This is a genomic window from Sodalis sp. RH16 (assembly GCF_047324245.1).
Lineage (GTDB): Bacteria > Pseudomonadota > Gammaproteobacteria > Enterobacterales > Enterobacteriaceae > Acerihabitans > Acerihabitans ligni.
On the sequence record NZ_CP178737.1, the window covers coordinates 1,646,785 to 1,664,980 of the forward strand.

General features: G+C 57.6%; 14 protein-coding genes. 6 read left to right on the top strand and 8 right to left on the bottom strand.

Going from position 1 to position 18,196, the window contains the following annotated elements; all coding sequences use genetic code 11:
* Nucleotides 1-107 precede the first annotated feature (107 nt).
* On the top strand, nucleotides 108-2,180 hold the full coding sequence (locus tag ACL2XJ_RS07495) for a CocE/NonD family hydrolase (RefSeq protein WP_413726128.1): 2,073 nt from the start codon (nucleotides 108-110) through the stop codon (nucleotides 2,178-2,180).
* The gene (locus ACL2XJ_RS07500; RefSeq protein WP_413726129.1) at nucleotides 2,177-2,935 is read left to right on the top strand and encodes a nitrilase-related carbon-nitrogen hydrolase; all 759 of its coding nucleotides are present in this window, start codon (nucleotides 2,177-2,179) and stop codon (nucleotides 2,933-2,935) included. The genes ACL2XJ_RS07495 and ACL2XJ_RS07500 overlap by 4 nt, the downstream gene beginning before the upstream one ends.
* On the opposite strand, the gene ACL2XJ_RS07505 is transcribed toward ACL2XJ_RS07500, so the two are convergent.
* The 8 genes from ACL2XJ_RS07505 to ACL2XJ_RS07540 form a co-directional block, all read right to left on the bottom strand.
* Nucleotides 2,936-3,853 carry a GlxA family transcriptional regulator gene (locus ACL2XJ_RS07505; protein ID WP_203524189.1) on the bottom strand — a complete coding sequence of 306 codons (918 nt, stop codon included), beginning with the start codon at nucleotides 3,851-3,853 and terminating at the stop codon, nucleotides 2,936-2,938.
* A gap of 153 nt (nucleotides 3,854-4,006) precedes the next feature.
* A complete protein-coding gene (locus tag ACL2XJ_RS07510) occupies nucleotides 4,007-6,001 on the bottom strand; it encodes a CocE/NonD family hydrolase (protein ID WP_413726130.1) in 1,995 nt (664 codons plus the stop codon).
* 25 nt (nucleotides 6,002-6,026) lie between these two features.
* The gene (locus ACL2XJ_RS07515; protein WP_413726131.1) at nucleotides 6,027-7,295 is read right to left on the bottom strand and encodes an MFS transporter; all 1,269 of its coding nucleotides are present in this window, start codon (nucleotides 7,293-7,295) and stop codon (nucleotides 6,027-6,029) included.
* Nucleotides 7,296-7,512: 217 nt separating this feature from the next.
* Complete coding sequence (locus tag ACL2XJ_RS07520) at nucleotides 7,513-9,075, bottom strand: ABC transporter substrate-binding protein (protein WP_413726132.1); 1,563 nt, start codon at nucleotides 9,073-9,075, stop codon at nucleotides 7,513-7,515.
* A gap of 29 nt (nucleotides 9,076-9,104) precedes the next feature.
* Complete coding sequence (locus tag ACL2XJ_RS07525) at nucleotides 9,105-10,097, bottom strand: ABC transporter ATP-binding protein (RefSeq protein ID WP_165934193.1); 993 nt, start codon at nucleotides 10,095-10,097, stop codon at nucleotides 9,105-9,107.
* A complete protein-coding gene (locus ACL2XJ_RS07530; protein ID WP_132924182.1) occupies nucleotides 10,090-11,058 on the bottom strand; it encodes an ABC transporter ATP-binding protein in 969 nt (322 codons plus the stop codon). Before ACL2XJ_RS07530 ends, ACL2XJ_RS07525 begins: the two co-directional genes overlap by 8 nt.
* Nucleotides 11,058-11,972, bottom strand: a complete 915-nt coding sequence (locus tag ACL2XJ_RS07535) for an ABC transporter permease (protein ID WP_413726133.1) — start codon at nucleotides 11,970-11,972, stop codon at nucleotides 11,058-11,060. The genes ACL2XJ_RS07530 and ACL2XJ_RS07535 overlap by 1 nt, the downstream gene beginning before the upstream one ends.
* Before the next feature lie 2 nt (nucleotides 11,973-11,974).
* Entirely contained in the window at nucleotides 11,975-12,919 is a 945-nt protein-coding gene (locus ACL2XJ_RS07540) for an ABC transporter permease (protein ID WP_132924180.1), read from the bottom strand.
* Between the two features lie 1,053 nt (nucleotides 12,920-13,972).
* On the opposite strand from ACL2XJ_RS07540, the gene ACL2XJ_RS07545 reads away from it, so the two are divergent.
* The 4 genes from ACL2XJ_RS07545 (at nucleotide 13,973) to spoT (ending at nucleotide 18,159) form a co-directional block, all read left to right on the top strand.
* Entirely contained in the window at nucleotides 13,973-14,395 is a 423-nt protein-coding gene (locus tag ACL2XJ_RS07545) for a MarR family winged helix-turn-helix transcriptional regulator (protein WP_132924179.1), read from the top strand.
* A 687-nt stretch (nucleotides 14,396-15,082) separates the two neighbouring features.
* The gene (gmk, locus tag ACL2XJ_RS07550) at nucleotides 15,083-15,706 is read left to right on the top strand and encodes a guanylate kinase (protein ID WP_132924178.1); all 624 of its coding nucleotides are present in this window, start codon (nucleotides 15,083-15,085) and stop codon (nucleotides 15,704-15,706) included.
* A gap of 54 nt (nucleotides 15,707-15,760) precedes the next feature.
* On the top strand, nucleotides 15,761-16,036 hold the full coding sequence (gene rpoZ / locus ACL2XJ_RS07555; RefSeq protein WP_132924177.1) for a DNA-directed RNA polymerase subunit omega: 276 nt from the start codon (nucleotides 15,761-15,763) through the stop codon (nucleotides 16,034-16,036).
* A 20-nt stretch (nucleotides 16,037-16,056) separates the two neighbouring features.
* Entirely contained in the window at nucleotides 16,057-18,159 is a 2,103-nt protein-coding gene (gene spoT, locus ACL2XJ_RS07560; RefSeq protein ID WP_132924176.1) for a bifunctional GTP diphosphokinase/guanosine-3',5'-bis pyrophosphate 3'-pyrophosphohydrolase, read from the top strand.
* Nucleotides 18,160-18,196: the final 37 nt, after the last annotated feature.

Genomic DNA, 18,196 nt, shown 5'->3' on the forward strand with positions numbered 1-18,196 from the left:
TTTGACGCCAAATCGGTCGCAATGTTGATGGCCCCGGAACGGCGCTATGCAAAGATGATGCAGCGGGCATTTTTCACTGTTAGAACACCTATTATGCGGATACCTTGATGCAGATACTTGAAACAGTCTGGATTACCTTGCAGGACGGCTGCAAGCTCGCGGCGCGGATCTGGCTGCCGGACGGTCCCCGGCCGGTGCCGGCGATACTGGAATACCTGCCCTATCGCCGGCGGGACAGGCATCGCGGCGATGATGCCATTCTCCATCCCGGCCTGGCGGAAAGCGGTTATGCGGCCGTGCGGGTGGATATGCGCGGCGCGGGGGATTCCGACGGCCTGATGAACGACGAATACACTCCCCGTGAGTGGGCCGACGCGTGCGAAGTCATCGCCTGGATTGCCCAACAGCCCTGGTGTTCGGGGGCGGTGGGCATGATTGGCATCTCCTGGAGCGGATTCAACTCTCTGCAAATCGCCGCGTTGCGTCCCCCGGCCTTGAAAGCCATCGTCACCGCCTGCTCTACCGACGATCGTTATGCCGACGATATGCATTACATGGGCGGGGTGCTGCTTAACGATAATCTGCAATATGGCTCCACGCTGTTTACCTGGACGCCGACCCCGCCGGATCCGGACATCGTCGGCGACAAGTGGAAATCAATGTGGCTCCAACGGCTGAACGCCATGGAGCTGCCCCCGGCGAGCCGCTGGATGGCGCATCCCACCCGTGATGATTACTGGCGCAGCGGCTCGGTATGCGAAGACTACTCCCGTATCGAGGTGCCGGTGCTGGCGGTGGGCGGCTGGGCCGACGGTTATACCAATACCGTGCTGCGTCTGCTGGAAAACCTGCCGGGACCGCGCAAAGGGCTTATCGGTCCTTGGGGCCATGCCTTTCCTCATGTCGCCACGCCGGGCCCGCGCATTGATTTCATCCGCTACGTGACGCGCTGGTTTGATCACTGGCTGAAGAATGAGCCCACCGGCATTATGGATGAGCCGATGCTGACCTACTGGCTGCAGGAGGCGGAACCGCCGCGGGTCAGTTATACCGAACGCCGCGGTCGCTGGGCCGCCGAACAGCATTGGCCCGCACCGGCCATTGTGCCCCAGCGGTGGGCGCTGTCTCCGGACGGACGGCTGGAGACGTCTTGGCTGGATGACGGCGCCGAGGATGGCGGCGCCGCGATTGCCCGCCGGGGAGAGCCCCGCCACGAGGGAATGGTTCCCTTTACCCAGTCCATTTGTTCCCCTGCCGCCACCGGCATCGTTTCCGGGGAATGGTGTCCTTATGGCAACGGGCCGGATATGCCGGGGGATCAGCGGGAGGATGATGCCGGCTCCGCCTGTTTTGACAGCCCGGTATTCACGGCGCCGTTGCAAATTACCGGCCGTCCGGTGATAAGACTCGGCCTGTCGTCCGACAGCAGCCAGGGAATGATTGCAGTGCGGCTGAACGCCGTGGCGCCGGACGGCACCTCGCTGCGTATCACTTATGGCCTGCTCAATCTCACCCAGCGTAACGGCCATGATCGGCGCGAACCGCTGACGGCGGGGGAGCGCTATGATGTGGCGTTAACGCTTAATGCCGCGGCGTTTATTCTGCCCGCCGGCTATCGTCTGCGGGTGGCGGTATCCACCGCTTACTGGCCGCTGGCGGCGCCGCTGCCGGTCCGCACGACCTTGACATTGCATAGCGGCACCCTTGAACTGCCGGTTCGCGACAGCGGGATTGCCTCAACCCCGCCCCCTTGTCTCGGCAGGCCGCCGGTTCCCCCCGCCCTGCCTTCCCGTATCATCGTGCCGCCGCAACGGGGACGGCTGCGCCTGATCCGGGATATGAACGACGGCGATACCACCCTGGAGGTTGTGCGCAATCTGGGAGCGATATACCTGGAAGAAACCGGGCTGCGGCTGGACGCCCTGGGCCGTGAAACCTATAAAGTCAACGCCCTGGACCCCTGCGCCGCCAGCTCCAGGGCGGTGCGCAGCGCCGGTTTTCACCGCGGCGAGTGGCACGCCAGGCTGGAGGTCAGCAGCCTGCTGACCGCCGATGACGGCGGATGGCGCCTGGTATCCAGCCTGGAAGCCTTTGACGGCGACAGCCGTATCTTTCATCGTCGCTGGGACGATTATTATCCTTTTTTCAGCGACATCGCTCCCAAGGGAGACGCAACATGAATATCGGCATTGCCCAAATAACGGGCACTCCCGCAAGGGAGAGTGAAATAGTGGATTGGGTTCGCGAATCCATGGACGCGTTGCCGGACGCCGACATGATTATGCTGCCGGAGTTGGCGTTGTGCGGTTATGACGATCCCCATCGGGTCCGCAGTCTGGCGCTGGAAAGAGAGGGGCCGGTGCTGGGGAAGCTGGCGCAATTGGCCGCGGAAAAAGAGCAGGCGCTGGTATTCGGCTACGCGGAACGCGACCCCGCCGGACTGTATAACTCTTTACAGGTGATTGACGGCCAGGGCCGGGTGCGGGCCGATTACCGCAAAATCCATCTCTGGTCCGGTTATGAGACGGCGCTGTTCCAGACCGGTGAAAGCTTTGCCAGCTTTGCCCTGGGGGGACTGCGCTTCGGCCTGCTGATTTGCTATGACCTTGATTTCCCCGAGTCGGTCCGGGCATTGGCCCTTAAGGGAATGGATTGCCTGTTGTGCCTTAGCGCCACCACTCCCGGTTATGATGTGGTGCCACGCCATGTGGTGCCGACCCGCGCCTATGAAAACGGCTGTTTTGTCGCGTTCGCCAACCGCGGCGACAGCGGCTGCATCGGACAAAGCCGGATTGTAGGACCCGACGGCGGTATCGTCGCGTCGCTGCCGGGCAGCGGAGCGGCGCTGCTTATGGGAGAAATCAGCCTGACGGCCCTTGAGCAGTGGCGCCTGGGCCATGCCTACCTGGCGGAGCGCCGCACGGATCTGTATTGATTATGAGAGATTTTTTTTCTGTCTGACGCGGCGCATGGCCGATGGCAAAACACCGAAGGTGCGGCGAAACCAGCCGGCGAAGTGCGATGTGGAGCCGAACCCTGCCGAAACCGCGATTTCGATAATCGACTGGTCGGAATAAATCAGCATCTCCCGCGCCTGCTCAAGGCGCAGCTCCAGATAAAAGCGCTGCGGCGTTTTATCGAAATAGTGTGCGAACAGCCGCTCGAGCTGGCGCTTACCGACGCCGGCCCGCTTGGCAACCTCCGGCAACGAGATGGGATCTTCTATATGCGCCTGCATAACGGCGATAGCGGCGCCAAGAGGGGCGGGCATCGCCGCGCCGGCGGGACGCCCGCCCCGCTGATCGTCTTCAGCGCTGCGAATCCGTTCATGATGAAACTGATTGGCGATGGAGGCGGCATGTTCATCGCCGTAGCGTTCGGCAATGAGATTAAGCATCATATCCATGGCCGCCGTCCCGCCGGAGCAGGTGAGTCTTCCGCGATCGATTTCAAAAATTTTATGGGTACATTGGATATCCGGATAGACTTCCTTAAACGCCGAACGGCTTTCCCAATGGATGGTGCAGCGATACCCTTTAAGCAGCCCGCATTTGGCCAGCAAAAAGGTTCCGGTGGAAAGCGAACCGATAATGATCCCGGCACGGGCGGCCTGCCGCATGGCCTTTTGGTAGCCGCGTTCATACTTGGGCGCCACTACCCGCTCGCCGCCGCAGATAAAAAGATAATGAGAGCCGGGCATGACGTCATCGATGGACCGGGTGGGGAAAGGAATGCCGTTGGCGGCCACCACCGGCTCTCCGTTCAAGCTGGCCAAGTGCCAATTGAAGGCCTGTTTTTCATACAGCCGATTATAGGAACGCAACGGCTCAATGGCCGAGGCCAGACTCATCATGGAAAAGTCATGGCCAAGTAAAAAAGTGAACACGAGGGGTTCGACAAGAGGCATAGGTTCAAATCACTTCAATCTATAATATCACCGGTAAACAATACCCTATAGCCGTCATCTTTCAAGCCGCAGCGTGAAAGCTATTGGGCATTGCTTAGGTTAACCGCCAATTGTCTTGATTCTCGCCGGAAAGCGATGTTCCCATTGCCGCTGGAAAATCTCCCGATCGTTTTCCCAGGCGCTATAGCTTGAGTTCAATACCAGGCCGCCGTTTTGCCATGCCAGGCGGCTTTCGCTGCGCAGTTCGATATGCCAGCCGGGGCGCTGGTAGCGCTGTCGGCGTTCGGCCTGCCAGCGGGCGGTTTCCGCGGTGGCGCCGATCTCATATGCCTCATGGCCTTCGCTATCAAAACTCAATTCGCCGATGCGGGTTTTCTGCCGCCGGGCATCCATTGTCAGCCGGTGGGTATTGCTGCCGGCATCCCAACTGAGCCGGCGGGCGGTGACTTCCGGAGCCATGACCTCATGATCCAGCGCCGGCGCCGAGCGGGGGGGGCCAAAAGCATCAGGCTTATCCGGCAGGCTTTCGGTTCGCAGCGGCAGCCGGAACCGGCCGGTGGCGGGGAGTATCTGAACCGGCCCCTGCCCTGGTTCGGCCCAGGCCATGGGCCAATATGCCGTGGAGAGCGCCAGCCGGATCCGGCTGCCGGCGGAAAACCGGTAGACAACGCCTTTAAGAGGCAATACCACAGGAAAAGTCTGGCCGGCGGGGACGTCCGGCCGGCTCAGCCGGTGTATGCCAAAGGTCACCCGTGCCGAACGGCCGTGCACATCCACCTCGTTCAGCCGCAGAACCAGCATGGCCGACGGCGTTTCAAAGGCGATATCCACCGTCAACTCCGCCTTGCCGCACAAAATAAGCGGGGCTTCCAGTACCGGCGCATCGAAACACACCGACAAACCATCATCGGCGCGCTGATCCCCTTGGAATTCAGGCGCATTGCCGCCGCCATCAAGGGGACACCACTCGCCGCCCATGGCGCCGCAGTGCGCCGGGGTATCAATGAGCAACGGCGCCGCGGCGGCGGGTGCATCAGTCAACAGGCCGTCCCCAAGATAAAAGTCATGATGATTTGTGGTGGCCGGCCATTGGGACGCGGTGATCCAGTGGCCGTCCAGCGTCAGCGATGACGGGTCGGGACGCAGCTGTTCCCCCTGCCATAGATGCAGCATCGGTTCATCCATGATGCCGGTTTGTTCGCCAAGCAGCCAATGCCGCCAAAATCGCAGGCATTCTCCGAGAAAATCAATTGCCGGACCGGGAGTGCCCCAATTGGGGTAGATATGGGTCCAGGGACCGATAAGACCCTTGCGCGGCACGTCAAGGTGCTCCATCAACCGTAATATGGCGTCGGAATAACCGTCTGTCCAGCCCCCCACCGCGTACACGGCGCACTGAATGTCGCGATAATTTTCATTTATCGACCCGTGCCGCCAGTAGTCGTCACGTTCCATATGCGCCAGCCAGTGGGCCAGCGGCGGTTCCATGCCCTCCAGACGCGCCAGCCATTGCTCGCGCCAGCCGTCGCCTACATAGGCCGGATCAAGGGGGCGTCCCAGCTGGGTAAATAAACCGCTGCCCCATTGCAGACCGTCGGTGAGCAGCGCCCCACCCATAAAATGCACGTCGTCCGTGTAGCGATCGTCGGTGGAACAGCAGGTGATAATCGCCTTCAGGGCCGGCGGGCGCCGGGCGGCGATTTGCAGGGCCGCGAACCCGCCCCAGGAGATGCCGATCATGCCGACGTTGCCGTTGCTCCAGCTTTGCCCGGCAATCCAGGCAATCACTTCCACCGCGTCGTCTTGCTCCTGTGACAGGTATTCGTCCCGCAGCAGGCCCCCCGAATTACCGCTGCCGCGTAAATCGATGCGCATGGCGGCAATGCCGTGGGCGGCGAAATAACCGTGGATCATCGAATCCCCCACCGCGGTATTATCCGACTGGCGATAAGGAATCCATTCCAGCACCAACGGCACCCGCCCCGGCCCATTAGGCAGCCACAGCCTGGCCGTGAGTTGGGTACCATCCGAAAGGGGGACGGTTATCTGACGAAAAGCCGGTACAGTGAGAGTATTGTCTATGGTGTCCGACATGGTCGGTCCTCCTGGCGATAAATAGTTAAGAATGAGGCGGCGATAACCGGCGCCGGGTTCCGTAGCGTTCCCAGGCGGCAATGGCGGCAGCGCCCGCCAGGCACAGCAGGCCGCCGACAATCATGGTCAGCGGCAGTCCCATGATCTCCGCCACGCCGCCGCAGATAATGGCGCCGATGGGGACCGTGCCGATTAACATCATGGAATAAAACGACATCAGCCTGCCCCGCAGGCCGTCGGGAACCTGGTGTTGCAGCAGCGAGTTCGAGGTGAGGTTCTGGGTCAGGATGGCGTAACCGATAGGCGCGGCAATCAGCGCGCTCAGCCAAAACAGGTGGGACAGGCCAAGGCATATTTGCGCAATCCCCAGCATCAGTGCGGCCCATAGCGGCCAGGGGCGCATGGGTTCAATACTGCTGCTGTAAGCCAGGCGCAGCGCGGCCACCAGCGCGCCGATGCCGGTAATGCTCATCAGAATGCCCGATCCGGCCGGGCCGCCTTTTAATACCCGATCGGCCAGCATCGGCAGGAACGAGAAATAGGGCACGCTGGTGAGGCTGCACAATCCCACCAGCAGCAAAATGCGCAGGGCATCGGCGTCATGGCGCAGAAAGCGCAGTCCTTCGGCCATTTCCGCCAGCAGACCGCCGGTCCGAACGGTGGGGGGACGCTGGGGAATACGCATCCCTGCCAGAAAGAGAATCAGCGGCACATAAGAGAGGGCAATAAAGGCGAAACACCAGCCCTCCCCCAGCTTATCCACCAGCAGGCCGCCCAGGGCGGGGCCGATAAGCCGGGCGCCGTTGAATATCACCGAGTTAAGCGCCAGGGCGTTGCCTAAATCGTTATATTCCACCAGATCCACCACCAGTGATTGCCGGCCCGGCAAATCGAAGGCGCTGATAAGACCCAGTCCGAGGGCGATGAAAATGGCTATCCTGGCGGTTATCCAATGATTCAAGGTGAGTATCGCCAGCATTGAGACCAGCACCGTCAGGCCGATTTGCGTGGCCAACACCAATTTGCGCCGATCGCAGCGATCGACGATGACGCCGGTGAATAACCCGAATATTAAAATGGGACCCTGGCTGCAAAAGGCCAACAGGCCCAGCATTACCGGCGACGCGACCCCGAGACGCCAGATAAGCCAGCCCAGGGCAATGGTGTGAATCCAGTTACCGATTACCGATAACAGCTGACCGCCGAAAAACCGACGGTAATTAGGGTGCCGTAAAGCGCTGCCGGCGGACCGTAGGCTCTTTTTAGGCGCAAGGGGAAGACGGGCAGTACTCAAGGAAGCTCCCACGTTAAGACCGGGCGAAAACAGCGCCACCGGCTTATTGATCTTTTTTTGTTGAAGGCCCGCACCGTCTCCGGGCCGTGAGGGTGAAAACTCTGTCGCGTTCGAACGCGCGGGAAATTTCACGTCCGAACGTTTTATGCAAGCCGTTCAGTCATGAACTTTTTCCCGCACGCATTTTCATCTCGCGCTTCGTATTTCTCTGCTTTTATCACACTGCTTTTATTTCCCGGAACAAGGGCCACTGGCCGTCAGGAGTCCAGGCGCCTTTGATGGTGTTGGGCGTCACCCAGGCGTTACTGCCGTGGTAGAGAAAGACATAGGCGCCGGTTTCCTCCAGTTGATCCTGCAGCTTGACATACATGGCGGCCCGTTTGCCCTGGTCCAGTTCATTGGCGGCATCGTCGCTCAGTTTGTCCCAGTCCTTGTCGCAGGTTCTTTGGGTATTCCAGATACCCACCTGCTTGCAGGTGAACCAGGCGGTAACCCAGCTGGCATCCGGCGCGGTGGTAAAGGTGGTCATCCGCAGCTGCGAGTCCTTCCAGGCGGTGCCTTCGGATTCCTGCCCGGCCGCCACAAAGGCCGCGCTGTCCATTTGATTGATTTGCAATTGAATACCCACTTCCGCCAATTGCGCCTGAATGACCTGGGCGACGGTGCCGCCGTCGGTGGAGGTGGTCAAGTCCAGCCGCAGCTGCAGCTTGGATACGCCGGCTTCCTTAAGCAGGCGTTTGGCGGCGTCCGTTGAGTAGGGATAGATATTTTTACTCCGGGCGCCGGGCAGCGGCGGCGGCACCAGACCGAAAGCCGGTTTTACCGCCCCGCCGAAAGCTGCGTCCAGAATGGAAGGAACGTCAATGGCTTGCTGGATCGCGCGACGGACCCGGATATCCTTAAGCAGCGGATGATCAACGTTCATGCCGAGCCAGGTATAGGCCAGCGCCGGTCGCACCGTCAGGGTGGTGCCGGCCACTCCCTGCTGGTATTTGGGTATGGCGCTGATATTGATTTTTGTCATATCCAGATCCCCCGCTTCAAAGGCGATTTCGGCGGTATTCAGATCGCCGATGGGCACCAGTTGAATCTGGTCGTAAAAACAGTGCGGTCCACTCCAGTTCTCGTTACGCACCAGGGTCAGCCGCTCCCTGGGTTGCCACTCGCCGATGCGATAAGGCCCGGATGACGCCAAGGGATCGGTGGCGATTTTTTTATCCTTCGCCGCTTCCACGGCCTTTTTACAGATAATCAGGCCGGAGGCATGGGGCAAGGTACTGGTGAACAGCGGCGCGAAGGGATGTTTCAAATGAATGAGTCCCTCGTAGGTGCCCTTGATCTCCACATGATCGAGGGCCTCCCAGTCGGTGGCATAAATCGCCGCCAGTTTGGGATCGAGGAACCGTTCAAAGGAGTACTTCACGTCGTCCGCGGTCATTTCGCCAAAATCACCGGTCCACTTGATGCCCGGTTTCAGCTTGAAATGCACCGTCAGCGGGTCCACCTGTTCCAATACCTCGGCCGCGTCCAGCTGCCATCCCCATTCTGTGCCGGCCTTGTACTGGCATAAGCCGGAATAGACGGCAAACATGACCATTTCATCGTACCAGCCGCTGCGATTGGCCGGATCGAGGTTGGTGATATCCTGATCGTTTTGCACGCGCAGGATTTTATTTTTGTTATCGGCGGCAAATGCCACCGTCCGTCCGCCAAGCGCCAGCGAACCGGATACCCCGGCGGCAAGGATCGCCATGGTTTTAATAAGCTCACGTCTGTTCATCGAGGGGCCTTTCATGGATACATTTCCTTTTAAATGATGCGGCTTGGCCGGGCCATTTGGGGTTGGTCTGGGATTAACGGGGTATGACAAGTCACCTGATGCTCCGCGGTAAGCTGCCGCGGCGCCGGCGCTTCGCTTCGGCAACGTTCCGTCGCCAGGGGACAACGGGTGTGAAACTCGCAGCCGGCGGGCCGGCGGGATAAGGTGGGCACATCCCCCTGCAACACGCCGGCGCCCGGGGGGTTATGCTTGCTTTTAGCGTTGAGCAGCGCCCGGGTATAGGGATGCGCCGGCGCGCGGAAAATAGCCTCGGTAGGCCCGGTTTCCACAATTCGTCCCAGATACATAATGGCAATCCGGTCCGTGACATGGCGGGTAATGGCCAGATTATGGGTAATAATCAGATAACTCATGCCCAGTTCCCGCTGTAGCGAGGTCAGCAGGTTAAGCAACTCGCCCTGAACCGAAAGATCCAGGCCCGCCGTGGGCTCATCGGCGATGATAAGCTTGGGCCGCAGGGCAAGAGCCCTGGCTACCGCCACCCGCCGCGCCTGGCCGCCCGAAAGTTGATGGGGATAGCGGTCCAGAAACAGCGATGGCAGGCCCACCAGTTCGAGCAGTGCCGCCGCCGCGCCGCGGCGTTTATATTCGCGGCCGTTAACCGCAAAAGGTTCGGTGACCAGATATTCCACCGTCATGCGCGGATCGAGGGCGGCCATCGGGTCCTGGAATATCAGCCCGGTTTCCCGGCGGATAGTCCGCCAGGACAAATCACTGGCATCCAGCGGTTCCCGGCCGTTAACCTGGATACTGCCCTTGGTTACCGGGGTCAGGCCAATCACGGCTCGCCCCAGCGTGGTTTTGCCGCTGCCGCTCTCGCCGATAAGACCGACGGTCTTGCCCGGCGGCACATGCAGACTGACGCCGGCCAGCACATCCACATGCCCGACGGCGCCGGGCATCAGACGGCTCAACAGATTGCCGGTCTTGTAGCGAACCACTAAATCCTGAATTTCAAGCATCGGCATTCACCTTATGGCAGCGCACTGTCCGGCCCTTTTCCCCCAGCAGGGTTTCCGGCGGCGTCTCGCTGCCGCACGGCGCGAACGCCAGGCTGCAGCGGGGCTGGAACGGACAACCGACGCGGTGGACGCTCGGCATCGGCACCGAACCGGCGATAAACGGCAGTTCGCGGGTGGCCACTTCAATTCGCTCCGGATCGCAGGCCAATAACGCACGGGTATAAGGATGGGCGGGAGAGCCGAAAATCTCGCCGATGGGACCGGCTTCGACGATCTCTCCGGCGTACATCACCGCCACTTTGTCGCAAAGAGCGCTCACCAAATGCAAATCGTGAGTCACAAAGATAATGGCGCCGTCCACCAACTGGCGGCTGGCCTTAAGCACTTCCACCACCTGCATCTCGGTGGTGGCGTCCAATGCGGTAGTGGGTTCGTCGGCAATCAGCAGCTCCGGTTCGGTTAACAGCGCCGCCGCGATGGCGATACGCTGGCGAATACCGCCGCTGAGTTCATGGGGATATTGCTTCAGCCTCCCCTGAGGGTCTGAAATCCCTACACGTTCGAGCATTTTCACCGCATGATTCAGCTTATCTGCCTTCGAACCCGGCTTATGGTGCTGGAACGCCACCAGCTGCTTGCCGATGGTGATCACCGGATTGAGAGCGGTAAAGGGGTCTTGGGACACGGTGGCGATACCGTTGCCCCGCAGGCGGCGCTTGGCGGATTCAGGCAGCGCAAGGAGGTCTTGTCCGTGGTAAAGCAGCTGCCCGGAAGCCTGGGCATTTGGGGGCAACAGCGTGAGCATGGCTCCCACCAAGGTTGATTTACCCGAGCCGCTCTCCCCCACCAGCCCCAGCACTTCGCCTTTTTCCACCTGCAGGGAAATCTGGCGAACGGCCTTTAGCGGACCCTTGTCGGACGCATAGGTGACCGACAGGTTGTGCATTTCCAACAGTGCCATCAGTTATCCCCCCGGGATTGTCTGGCGGTGCGGGGATCAAGCGCATCCCGTAACGCCTCGCCGAGAAAGGTAAAGCCAAGGGTGGCGATGATAATGGGAATGCCGGCGGCGATAACGATATGGGGCGCCTGGCGGATAAAGGAGTAGCCATCGTTGAGTACCGTACCCCAGCTGGCGTCCGGCGGCTGTACCCCCTGCCCCAGGAAGCTCAGGCCCGACTCAATGGCGATAACCGCCGGAATATCCATCGCCACCAGCACCAGCAGCGTGCCGGTCATATTGGGGACCAAGTGGCGAAAAACCACGCTGACGGGTGAGGCGCCCATGGCGCGGGCGGCGACAATATACTCCATGCGTTTGAGAACGCGGGTCTGGCTGCGCACTACCCGAAAGTAGCCAGGCACCATAAAAGTGATGATAATCATGATGATGGTGCTCACGCTCGACCCTACCAGCGTCACTACCGCCAAGGCGAACAGAATCATCGGTATCGACATCAGCGAATCGCAGAACAGCATTAGCAAGGTATCTATCTGCCGCGGACCGTAACCCGCCAGCAGTCCCAGCATGGCGCCGATAAGCAGCGCGCCGCCGGTGCCCAGGAATGCCACCGTCATAGCGATCCGGCTGCCGTAAATCAGGCGCGACAGCACATCGCGGCCGAGCTGATCGTTGCCCAGCCAGTAGTCCATGCTCGGCCCTTTAAGACGCAGGGCCGCTTTGATGGCAATGGGATCGTGCGGAGCCAGCCAGGGGGCGAAGATGGCGCACAACAGCATTGCCGCCACGCAAATCAGGGCAAAACGCCCCATGGGGCCTGACCAAACGTGCCGCAGCACGCGAAACGGGTCCGGCCGGCCCGCGGCGGCAATGTCGCCGGGACTCAATGCCGGGGTGGTGGTGATGAGCGCCATGGTCAAAGCTCCTGCCGCACGCGCGGATCCAGAAAAGTGTTGATCAGGTCGGCGATGAGATTGGCCAGTACATAACATCCGGAGGTCACCACCACCGTCCCCATCACCACCGGAAAATTGCGGGAAATCACCGAGTCGTACGCCAGCTTGCCCAGGCCGGGCCGCGCGAACACGATCTCGGTCAACACCGCGCCGGAGAGCAGCGAACCAATGCCGACCCCTAATACCGACACCACCGGCACCACCGCGATGGGCAGGGCATAGCGCAGCGCAATCAACCGATCGCCGATGCCGAAGGCGCGGAAGGTGCGGATATGGTTTTCCTTCAGCACTTCCAGCATCGAGGCCCGCACCAGCCGGGCCAAATAACCGATCCAGCTTAATGCCACCGTCAGGGAGGGCAGTACCAGCGCCTGTAGCTGCGAGCCCAAATCCCCCTGCTGCCCCGCGCCGATGGCCGGAAACCACTTCAATGTCACTGAGAACACCAGCAGTGCGTAAATCGCCACCACAAAAGCCGGCAGGGCGATCACGCTGGTGGACAGCAGTCCTATCAGCCGGTCGAGCCAGGTATTGGGCCGCAAGGCCGCCCAGCACCCCAGCGGGATGCCGATAATAATGGCCCAGGCAATGGCCGACAGGGCCAGAATGAGGGTATTGGGTAAGGCGCGGGCAATAAGCTGATTCACCGGCCGATGAGTCAGGACATCTTCGCCGAGATCTCCTGCGGCCACATGGACGATAAATCGTCCGATTTGCACGATAGCCGGCTGATCAAGCCCCATGTGTTCACGCAATGCCTGCTTTTGCGCCTCGCTGGCCCTCGGTCCCAACGCTACCGAAGCCGGATCCCCGGGCACTAAAAACACCAGACAGAATAATATCGTGATTGCCACCAGCATCACTGACGCCGCCAGAACTAACCGGCGAAGCAGGTAAAAGAACATAAGCGCAGCCTGTTAAATTAATTTTGTCAATGAAACGACAGCCCACCATCCGGCGCCGGAGAGATCTTCCGTCACGTTTTACTCAATTCGGGTGGGAGATAACCGGAAAATCGTCGCCGGCACGACCGGTTATTTCGCCGGCTTCGGCGGATTGCGGCGGTAAACGTAAGCAAGCTTGCCAGTGTTTTAACCAAACAAAGGCCACATTCACGACATGATTTATTAACAATGCGACATATAAGAACTACGTATGCATGTCCGGTCCTATTCGGTCCTGTCCGGCCAAAATAGCGTTCTGACCGCCGGATCATTCACCAGCGTCCTTTTCCTACGCCGCCGCGTTAAAAGCGCCGCGCCATCTCTTATGACTTTTTTAGATTTTACTTCATTGATGTCTAAGCAATAATTTCTTCCGCTGCTGTGCCGGCAGCGTTTTTATAAAAACATCACAACATAAAAATCAACGCGTTACGTTAAACCTCACGGGTTCCCGCGAATTGTTTTACGATCACGGCAAGGTATTTATTAAATTTATTTTTTTATTATTTTATAAAATGCACTATTACACTATGCTTGTACGTCATATTTACACCTTGTAGACATAATAAAAAACTTCCAATAAATCAACAAGATTTTATCTATATCATCTTTATGTTAATTGAAAATTAGCAGGCTACTTAGTTATCATAAAAGTAATAAAGTAAAATAACATATCAACGACGTAATATTTCTGTATAGCATCCGTATTTTTCAATTAGTCGTGTTTAAAAATAGAAAATATTCCTATAAACTGCGCTGGCAATTCGTTAAGTATATTGCATGGCCCGTTCTTCAATTCAGAGATAATTATCGATTCCCCTAATGAGACACCGGGAAATAGGAGGGAATTTTATCGCCTTGGATTGAGATGTGTCATTGAAAAATTTGTTAAAAATATGTTTTTAAATTATGAAAATGGCGGGATTATTAAATACCCCACCCTCCATTTATAACAAATTTTTAACCTGCAATCACGGCGAGTGAATCGCCTTAATTTCACCTAGAGATTATAAAATGGAAAAAGTTAAAGATATTGCCGACACCGTGGAATCTTTATCACGTATCTATCATCGCTTACGTAAAGAAGTGAACGGACAATTGGTTAACGAAGGACTGTCATTATCCAAAATGAAAATTCTTCAATTGATAACCCATGGCAAAACCAGCGCGACGGATATCAAAAACTATATGGGCTTTTCATCCCGCACCGTGGTCACCGTGCTGGACGCCCTGGAAAAGGATCTTATGCTGCAACGCCAGCAAAGCCCTACTGACCGGCGGGTCAAGCACGTTTATATTACGGAGAAAGGGCTGGATAAACTGCATATCGCCCAACACACGCACCGGACCATTCTGGAGCGTTTGCTTGCCCCCTTATCCGAAACGCAATTGGAAAAACTTGGCGAAATCTGCAATATGCTAGAACTGAGTCAATAGTAATTTTGGACTTTATTTGCGAATACAAACGTTAAGTGATAATGGTTAATTTAACCCCTTACACTTAATATACTCTGAACATTCTTCATCAATTTTCACGTCCGGATTGATGAGGAAAACTTTCTCGGCGTCCAGACATATAAGTGATGTTTGATATATGCATGTGGATAGTTTTACCCTGGCGGATCGGGTCAGATGAGCGATCGTGCATTTAGGAATGGGGCATATCCGCAGAAATTCAGGGTTGCCGGTATGGCCGGCATCCTTTATTAATTTGATTCATTGTCTTCATCAACAAAAACTCTTCTTTTGATACTTAAATTTTTCTTAATATTATGCTCGAGGGACTACGCATTTTCTGCGCAGCATTGCCGATAATCTGCTTTTTAATCTTTTTACTGGAAATTTATTCCCCGCCGGCACATCGCCACCTTATGCCGGTGCGGCGCAAGGCCGCTTCCCGCTTCAGCGCCGCTTCGCCGTCGCCAGGCCATCGCTGGCCCGGACGTAAGGCTCGGATGGCATAAATTCCTCTCGCCGCAGCAAGTGAGGCTGCATCCGGCGCCAATGCCGTGTATAATAACCGCTGTGATCAATTATACCCACCATCTTTCAAGCGGCAGCTGACGCTTGAACGCCATCGGGTATAGATGCGTCGATTCATTAACCACAGTCGAAAATCCCAGTATGGTTCAAGGAACGCTTTACATTGTTTCCGCACCCAGCGGCGCGGGAAAATCCAGCCTGATTCAGGCGTTGCTTAAAACACAACCGCTTTACGACACTCAGGTTTCGGTTTCCCACACCACGCGCCCCGTTCGTCCGGGTGAAAAACAGGGTGAACATTATTATTTTGTTTCCAAGGCGGAATTCGAACGCATGATCAATGAAGACGCCTTTTTGGAGTATGCGAACGTCTTCGGTAATTATTACGGCACTTCCCGCGAAATGATCGAACAGGTGTTATCCACCGGCGTGGACGTCTTTTTGGATATCGATTGGCAAGGGGCGCAGCAAATCCGTAACAAAATGCCCCAGACGCGCAGTATCTTCGTGCTGCCGCCCTCCAAAGAGGAACTGGATCGCCGTCTGCGGGGCCGCGGACAGGACAGCGACGAAATCATCGCCGGGCGCATGGCGCAGGCGGTGGCCGAGATGTCCCATTATGCCGAATATGATTACCTGATCGTAAATGATGAATTTAATACGGCACTGATGGATTTGAAAACCATCATCCGTGCCGAACGTCTGCGTCTGAACCGCCAAAAACTGCGGCATGACGCTTTAATCACCAAACTGTTGGCGGACTGAGACAACTTTCAGTATGATGCCCAGTCATTTCTTCATCTGTGGAGTAGCTCGCATATGGCACGCGTAACTGTACAAGACGCCGTCGAAAAAATTGGTAACCGTTTTGACCTGGTGCTGGTCGCTGCTCGTCGAGCTCGGCAACTTCAGGTCGGCGGCAAAGACCCTCTGGTTGCTGAAGAAAACGATAAGTTCACCGTTATCGCCCTGCGTGAAATCGAAGAGGGCCTGATTACCAATCAGATCCTCGACCTGCGGGATCGTCAGGAACAGCAGGAGCAGGAAGCCGCGGAAATCCAGGCGGTAACCGCGATTGCTGAAGGCCGTCGCTAACCTCAAACAACGGTTCGCAATTGTATCTGTTTGAAAGTCTGAATCTATTGATTCAACGTTACCTGCCAGAGGATCAAATCAAACTCCTCCGGCAGGCGTATCTTGTCGCCCGTGATGCTCACGAGGGGCAGACACGCTCCAGCGGTGAGCCCTACATTACCCACCCTGTGGCCGTGGCATGCATCCTGGCGGAAATGCGCCTCGATTATGAAACGCTGATGGCGGCGTTGCTGCATGATGTCATCGAGGATACCCCCGCCACCTACCAGGACATGGAACAACTGTTCGGTAAAAGCGTGGCGGAGCTGGTGGAAGGGGTATCCAAGCTCGACAAGCTGAAGTTCCGCGACAAGAAAGAAGCCCAGGCGGAAAACTTTCGCAAGATGATCATGGCGATGGTGCAGGATATCCGGGTGGTGCTGATCAAGCTGGCGGACAGAACGCATAACATGCGCACCCTGGGTGCGCTGCGCCCCGACAAACGCCGGCGCATCGCCCGTGAAACGCTGGAAATATACAGCCCCCTGGCCCATCGCCTCGGCATCCACCATCTCAAGACGGAACTTGAGGAGCTGGGCTTCGAAGCGCTGTATCCGAACCGCTACCGGGTCATCAAAGAAGTGGTCAAGGCCGCGCGCGGCAACCGCAAAGAGATGATCCAGAAGATACTCGCCGAAATCGAAGGGCGACTGACCGAAGCCGGCATCCCCTGCCGGGTCAGCGGACGGGAAAAGCATCTTTATTCCATTTATTGCAAAATGCACCTTAAAGAGCAGCGTTTCCATTCCATTATGGATATCTATGCCTTTCGGGTGATCGTCGGCGAAGTGGACACCTGTTATCGCGTATTGGGACAGATGCACAGCCTGTATAAACCGCGCCCCGGGCGGGTGAAGGATTATATCGCCATTCCCAAGGCCAACGGCTACCAGTCCCTGCACACCTCCATGATCGGTCCCCATGGCGTTCCGGTCGAGGTGCAAATCCGCACCGAAGACATGGATCAAATGGCGGAAATGGGGGTGGCGGCGCACTGGGCTTATAAAGAACAGGGCGAAACCGGCACCACGGCCCAAATCCGCGCCCAGCGCTGGATGCAAAGCCTGCTGGAGCTGCAGCAGAGCGCCGGCAGCTCGTTTGAATTTATCGAAAGCGTCAAATCTGATTTGTTCCCGGATGAAATCTATGTGTTCACGCCGGAAGGCCGCATCGTCGAGCTGCCGGCGGGCGCCACCCCGGTGGATTTCGCTTATGCGGTGCATACCGATATCGGCCATGCCTGCGTCGGCGCCCGAGTGGATCGGCAGCCATATCCCCTGTCGCAGGCCTTGACCAGCGGACAGGCGGTGGAAATCATCACCGCTCCCGGCGCCCGTCCCAATGCGGCGTGGCTGAACTTTGTGGTCAGTTCCAAGGCCCGGGCCAAGATACGCCAGATGCTGAAGAACCTTAAGCGCGACGATTCCGTCAGCCTGGGCCGCAGATTATTGAATCACGCCCTGGGGGGCAGCCGGAAACTGGCCGAGGTGGCGCCGGAAAACCTTCAGCGCGAGCTGGACCGGATGAAACTGGCGTCCCTTGATGACCTGCTGGCGGAAATCGGCCTGGGCAACGCCATGAGCGTGGTTATTGCCCGCAATCTGCAGGGCGATCAGTCCAATATGGCGCAGCCCGGTCCGAAGACGCTGCCCATCAAAGGCGCCGACGGCGTATTGATCACCTTCGCCAAATGCTGCCGCCCCATCCCCGGTGATCCGATTATCGCCCACGTCAGCCCCGGCAAAGGCCTGGTGGTACACCATGAATCCTGCCGCAATATCCGCGGTATCCAGAAAGACGCGGAAAAATTCATGGCGGTGGAATGGCAGCTGGATACCGAGCAGGAATTTATTGCCGAAATCAAAGTGGACATGTTTAATCATCAGGGAGTACTGGCCAATCTGACCGCGGCCATTAACGCCGCCGATTCCAATATCCAGAGCCTGAACACCGAAGAAAAAGACGGCCGGGTCTATAGCGCGTTTATCCGTCTTACCACCCGCGACCGTGTCCATCTGGCCAACATCATGCGCAAAATACGCGTAATGCCGGATGTGATCAAGGTGACGCGCAACCGGAATTAACCCCCTTTGGGGTTAATCTGCCACGGAGAGCTGAAAT

Excerpts from the sequence above, each read along its gene's own strand:
- ACL2XJ_RS07500 (WP_413726129.1), top strand. The coding sequence starts at position 2,177 with ATGAATATCGGCATTGCCCAAATAACGGGCACTCCCGCAAGGGAGAGT.
- ACL2XJ_RS07510 (WP_413726130.1), bottom strand. The coding sequence starts at position 6,001 with ATGTCGGACACCATAGACAATACTCTCACTGTACCGGCTTTTCGTCAG.
- ACL2XJ_RS07530 (WP_132924182.1), bottom strand. The coding sequence starts at position 11,058 with ATGGCACTGTTGGAAATGCACAACCTGTCGGTCACCTATGCGTCCGAC.
- ACL2XJ_RS07545 (WP_132924179.1), top strand. The coding sequence starts at position 13,973 with ATGGAAAAAGTTAAAGATATTGCCGACACCGTGGAATCTTTATCACGT.
- ACL2XJ_RS07535 (WP_413726133.1), bottom strand. The coding sequence starts at position 11,972 with ATGGCGCTCATCACCACCACCCCGGCATTGAGTCCCGGCGACATTGCC.
- ACL2XJ_RS07520 (WP_413726132.1), bottom strand. The coding sequence starts at position 9,075 with ATGAACAGACGTGAGCTTATTAAAACCATGGCGATCCTTGCCGCCGGG.
- ACL2XJ_RS07505 (WP_203524189.1), bottom strand. The coding sequence starts at position 3,853 with ATGATGAGTCTGGCCTCGGCCATTGAGCCGTTGCGTTCCTATAATCGG.
- ACL2XJ_RS07495 (WP_413726128.1), top strand. The coding sequence starts at position 108 with ATGCAGATACTTGAAACAGTCTGGATTACCTTGCAGGACGGCTGCAAG.
- ACL2XJ_RS07525 (WP_165934193.1), bottom strand. The coding sequence starts at position 10,097 with ATGCTTGAAATTCAGGATTTAGTGGTTCGCTACAAGACCGGCAATCTG.
- ACL2XJ_RS07540 (WP_132924180.1), bottom strand. The coding sequence starts at position 12,919 with ATGTTCTTTTACCTGCTTCGCCGGTTAGTTCTGGCGGCGTCAGTGATG.
- rpoZ (WP_132924177.1), top strand. The coding sequence starts at position 15,761 with ATGGCACGCGTAACTGTACAAGACGCCGTCGAAAAAATTGGTAACCGT.
- gmk (WP_132924178.1), top strand. The coding sequence starts at position 15,083 with ATGGTTCAAGGAACGCTTTACATTGTTTCCGCACCCAGCGGCGCGGGA.